Origin of the sequence: Bradyrhizobium sp., assembly GCF_028868675.1 — a bacterium.
Lineage (GTDB): Bacteria > Pseudomonadota > Alphaproteobacteria > Rhizobiales > Xanthobacteraceae > Bradyrhizobium.
On sequence record NZ_JAGWUA010000291.1, the window covers coordinates 1 to 4,341 of the forward strand.

Genomic DNA, 4,341 nt, shown 5'->3' on the forward strand with positions numbered 1-4,341 from the left:
GCAATTCGGGATCGACGTCGCCCTGCGCGGCGTTCGGCGGCGGCGTGAGATCGCCGCGCCGCGACCTTGAGCGGCTGGCGCGAATGCGCGTTCCCGGCGCATCCTCGCGCAGCCACACCTCGGTCTCGCCGCGCAGCACGCCGCGCGCGGAGTCCGTGAGCTTCAACGCGCCGAACGCCTCGCTGTCGCTCGCGAGATGCCCCATCGCCACCAGTTGCCGCAGCACCGTGCGCCACTGCTTCTCGTTGAGCTCGCGGCCGATGCCGAACACCGAGAGCTTGTCGTGGCCGAACTGCGTCACCTTCTCGGTCATCCGCCCGACCAGCACGTCGATCAGGTGCATGGCGCCGAAACGCTGCCCGGTGCGATAGACGCAAGACAGCAGCTTCTGCGCCAGGATCTTGCCGTCGCGCAGGCGCGGCGGCGACAGGCAGTTGTCGCAATTGCCGCACTTGTCGCTCGCGAGCGTCTCGCCGAAATAGGCGAGCAGGCGCTTGCGCCGGCAATGCGCGGTTTCGGCGAGACCCACCAGCGCATCGAGCTTGCCGATCGAAACCCGCTTGAACTCGTCGGAGGCGCCGGATTCGTCGATCATGCGGCGCTGCTGCACGATGTCGGACAGCCCATAGGCCATCCAGGCCTCCGACGGTTTGCCGTCGCGTCCGGCGCGTCCGGTCTCCTGGTAGTAGGCTTCGATGCTCTTGGGCAGGTCGAGATGGGCGACGAAACGCACGTCGGGCTTGTCGATGCCCATGCCGAAGGCGATGGTCGCAACGATGACAATACCGTCCTCGTTGAGGAAACGGTCCTGGTTGCGCGAGCGCACGGAGCTTTCGAGCCCGGCGTGATAGGGCAGGGCCGGGATTCCGATATCGTCGAGCGCGGCGGCGACCTCCTCCACCCGGTTGCGCGATAGGCAGTAGACGATGCCGGCATCGCCGGTGTGCCGCTCGCGGATGAACTCCTTGAGCTGCGCCACCGAGTTCTTCTTGTCGACGATCTCGTAGCGGATGTTCGGCCGGTCGAAGCTCGAGACGAATTGCGGCGCGCCGGTCAGTGCCAGCCGCTCGACGATCTCCCGGCGCGTCAGGTCGTCGGCGGTCGCGGTCAGCGCGATCCGCGGTACGTCTGGAAAGCGCTCCGCGATCACCGACAGCGCGACGTATTCCGGGCGGAAATCGTGGCCCCATTGCGAGACGCAATGCGCCTCGTCGATTGCAAACAGCGCGACCTTCGCTTGCGACAGCAGCGACAGGCAGCGCGGCGTGACCAGGCGCTCGGGCGCGACATAGAGCAGGTCGAGATCGCCCGCGATCAGTCGCCGCTCGACCTCGGAGGCCTCCTGCGGCGTCAGCGACGAGTTCAGCGCCGCGGCGTTGACGCCGGATTCGATCAGGCCGGCGACCTGGTCGCGCATCAGCGCGATCAGCGGCGACACCACGATGCCGCAGCCCTCGCGCAACAGCGCCGGCAACTGGTAGCACAACGACTTGCCGCCGCCGGTCGGCATCAGGACCAGACAATTGCCGCCGCCGACCACGTGGCGGATGATCTCTTCCTGCGCGCCGCGAAAGCCCGGCAGCCCGAACACCGAATGCAGCACGGACAGGGCGTCGCGAGTGCCCTCGGACGCGTGCAGTGCTGCGTTGGAAGAAGCGGACATCGGGTTTTTGGCCGTGAGACGTGACTCAGGGCCAGTCGCATGCCGCGGCGATTCTGACAAGATCGTCGACGGGTCGGAACTGGCTTGACTCCGCGTCAGCGCGGAGCGAGCGGGGCGGCGACATTCTCGGCGAGGTAGGCGAGCCAGTTCCTGAACAGGACGGCCGCGGCGCTGCCGGCGGCGACGTCGGCCCGCAGGGTGAGCGCCGGGAGTTCGCCGGCCAAAGCGGGGTGACGCTGGTGCCTTGCCCGCTTCTCGAAACGCACGAGCTTCTGCTCGGTCGCCGCGTCGAAATAGCTCGATGGCAGGACCGGATAGGCCTCGCGCTCGCGGGCGAGATAACGGCCGATGTCGCGCAGATATTCGCGCTGCAGCGACAGCGCGTCATATTCGGGGTGGCCCTGGAAGAACACGAACCGGCTGGCATATTGCCGCACGAACATGTCGACGCCGGCCTGTTTCGAGCGCGTCAGCACCTGGTAGCCATGCCCGACGAGATCGGCTTCCGCGACCTCGTTGAGCCGCGAATGCGAGATTTTCAGCGGTGCCGGCGCCGCCTGCGTCAGCGGGTCGTCCGTCACGGCCTCGCAGTCGAACACGCCGGAGCATTTGACCGGAAGCGGCCGCCGCGCGATGCCGTCCAGGTGCAGCACCGCCGCATGGGCGGCAAGGCACGACCAGATGGTCGAGCGCGTATTGGCCTTGGCCCAGTCGATGATTTCGGTGAGATCGCGCCAGAACGGCTCCCGGTCGAGATGCGGCGCCACCGGCTCGGCGCCGGTGACGATCAGCCCGTCGAATTTCTGGCGTTTGAGGTCGGCCAGGTCGGAATATTCGCTCTCCACATGCCAGCGGGCTTCCGGCGAGCGCGCGACCGAGGGCAGCGAGAAGCAATGGAAGCGGATGCGATTGGAGCCGGCGGCGGCCCGCAACAGCCGCATGAACTGCCGCTCGGTCGCCTTCAGCGCCGGATCCGGCATGTTGTTGACCAGCCCGATGGTGAGCTCGGCGCCGTCGCGCGCATCGCCCTGCGCCGGCGCCAGCGCCGGGCTCGGCACACCCTGATCCTTGTCGATCAAGATGGTCATCGGCGTCGTTTCTTACTCCGCGGCCTCGAGGCGCGTCGACGGACAGGCCTTGTCCAGCGCCTGGTCGATGTCCTCGATGATGTCCTGGGCATGCTCGATGCCGATGGAGAGGCGGATGGTCTCCGGCAGCACGCCCGCGGTGCGCTGCTGCTCGGTCGACATCTGTCGGTGCGTCGTTGAGGCCGGATGGCAGGCCAGCGATTTGGCGTCGCCGATATTGACGAGCCGCGTGATCAGCTTGAGCGCATCGTAGAAGGTCTTGCCGGCCTGCATGCCGCCCTTGATGCCGAAGGTGAACAGCGAGGAGGCGTTGCCGTTGAGATATTTCTGCACCAGCGGATAATAGGGGCTGTCCGGAAAGCCGGTGTAGTTGACCCAGGCGACGCGCGGATCGGCGCGGAGGAATTCGGCGACCTTGCGCGCGTTCTCGACGTGGCGCTCCATGCGCAGCGCCACCGTCTCGATACCCTGCAGCAGCAGGAAGGCGTTGAACGGCGACAGCACCGAGCCCATGGTGCGCTGGTAGACGCTGCGCGCGCGCTCGATATAGGCGGTCCTGCCGAAACGCTCGGCATAGACGAGGCCGTGATACGAGGCATCGGCCTTGTTGAAGGCCTGGAAACGCTCTGGATACTTGCCCCACGGGAAGTTTCCGGAATCGACGATGGCGCCGCCGAGCGTGGTGCCGTGCCCGCCCAGGAACTTGGTCAGCGAGTGCACGGCGATGTCGGCGCCGTAGTCGAACGGCTTGAGCAGGATCGGCGTCGCCACGGTATTGTCGACGATCAGCGGCACGCCATGAGCATGCGCGATCCCGGCGAGCGCCTCGATGTCGCAGACGTTGCCGGCGGGATTACCGATGGTCTCGGCGAACACGGCGCGGGTGTTCTCGTCGATCAGTTTCTCGATCGCCTCGGGCCTGTCGCTCTCGGCGAAGCGGCCGACGATGCCCTGGCGCGGCAGGATATGGGACAAGAGCGTGTGCGTGGTGCCGTAGAGCTGCGGCACTGAGACGATGTTGCCGCCGTGATCGGCGACGTTGACGAAGGCGAAGTGCAGCGCGGCCTGCCCGGTGGCGACGGCGAGTGCGCCGACGCCGCCCTCGAGCGAGCTGATGCGCTTCTCCAGCACCGCGCTGGTCGGGTTGGCGATGCGGCTGTAGCGAAAACCTTCCGCTTCGAGATTGAACAGCGCTGCGCCGTGGTCGGCGCTGTCGAAGGCGTAGGCGGCGGTCTGGTAGATCGGCACGGCAACCGCGTGTGTGGTCGCTTCTGGCTCGTAGCCGGCGTGAATCGCGATCGTTTCGCTGCGCATCGTCCACCTCCGCGTCGGCGGGCCGCACTTTATTGGGTATCTGGATGTGCGTTGTCCGTCGCCTTCGTGTTAGAGGCGGGCGGTAAAGCCGGCAATAATTCGCCTAGACATCGACGAAGTAACCCTAACGAACGTCGGCGAATTGGCTAGAATTTGAAGGAATGCGTCTTCCTTCTCCTCAGCGGGGAGAAGGTTAAGAGCCCTTCACCGCGCGCCGGACCTGCTCACCGATCTGTGAAATCACGAGCTGGGCCTGCGGCAGGATCGCACCCATGG

At 66.4% G+C, this 4,341-nt stretch carries 3 protein-coding genes; all 3 read right to left on the reverse strand.

Translation table 11 applies throughout. The annotated features are described in order from the left end of the window. The coding region (gene recQ / locus KGM94_RS23795; RefSeq protein ID WP_300264719.1) for a DNA helicase RecQ at positions 1-1,663 on the reverse strand (1,663 nt) is incomplete at its 3' end. A gap of 95 nt (positions 1,664-1,758) precedes the next feature. Then, positions 1,759-2,751: a homoserine O-succinyltransferase gene (locus tag KGM94_RS23800; RefSeq protein WP_300264722.1), complete on the reverse strand. Its 993-nt coding sequence runs from the start codon at positions 2,749-2,751 to the stop codon at positions 1,759-1,761. 12 nt (positions 2,752-2,763) lie between these two features. Next, entirely contained in the window at positions 2,764-4,065 is a 1,302-nt protein-coding gene (locus KGM94_RS23805) for an O-acetylhomoserine aminocarboxypropyltransferase/cysteine synthase family protein (RefSeq protein ID WP_300264724.1), read from the reverse strand. Positions 4,066-4,341 lie beyond the last annotated feature (276 nt).

Coding starts and splice junctions, on each gene's coding strand:
- KGM94_RS23800 (WP_300264722.1), bottom strand. CDS start 2,751: ATGACCATCTTGATCGACAAGGATCAGGGTGTGCCGAGCCCGGCGCTG.
- KGM94_RS23805 (WP_300264724.1), bottom strand. CDS start 4,065: ATGCGCAGCGAAACGATCGCGATTCACGCCGGCTACGAGCCAGAAGCG.